Below are 522 nucleotides of genomic sequence, written 5' to 3'. Positions count from 1 at the left end.
TCAATTCCGCGCGGATTTATGCCGGTCCGGGGTCGGGGTCGTTGATGACGGCGGCGTCGGCGTGGAATGCGATCGCCCCGGTGTTCTGCCCGATCACGTTGGTGGCCTGCAACTGCTGCACCAACGCCCGGTTGGCCGCGATCACCGGCGGTGGCACCACCGCGGCGAACGCCGCCTCATAAGCCGCCGCCGCCGCGGCGGCCTGCACCGCGGCCTGCTCGGCCTGCGCCGCCGTGCTGGCCAGCCACTCCGCATACGGGGTGGCCGCGGCCGCCATCGCCGCCGAGGCCGTGCCCGCCCACTCCTCACTGGCCAGCTGAGTCACCACATTCTGATAACTCAACGCAGCAGTTGCAGGCCACCAACGTGATCGGGCAGAACACCGGGGCGATCGCGCAGTTGGAGGCCCAGTACGGCGAGTTTTGGGCCCAGGATGCCGGGGCGATGGCCAACTACTCGGTGCAGTCCACGGCGGCGACCAAGGGCATCACCCAGTTCCAGGCCGCCCCGAAGGTGACCAAC

The 522-nt window shown here is 69.7% G+C and carries 1 protein-coding gene and 1 pseudogene; one reads left to right on the top strand and one right to left on the bottom strand.

The genetic code is table 11. The annotated features are described in order from the left end of the window. Positions 1–67 precede the first annotated feature (67 nt). Positions 68–343, bottom strand: a pseudogene (locus A9X05_RS05450) (PPE domain-containing protein); the annotation flags it as partial. Between the two features lie 23 nt (positions 344–366). Between A9X05_RS05450 and A9X05_RS32650 the strand changes: the two are divergent. Beyond that, positions 367–522, top strand: a 156-nt coding sequence (locus tag A9X05_RS32650) for a PPE domain-containing protein (protein WP_368664916.1), incomplete at its 3' end; no start/stop codon positions are given.

The sequence above is a fragment of the Mycobacterium sp. E3298 genome (assembly GCF_001666895.1).
In the GTDB taxonomy this organism is placed as follows: domain Bacteria; phylum Actinomycetota; class Actinomycetes; order Mycobacteriales; family Mycobacteriaceae; genus Mycobacterium.
The sequence above is the reverse complement of the archived record's forward strand: the minus strand, read 5'-3'. Positions and strand labels throughout refer to the sequence as shown.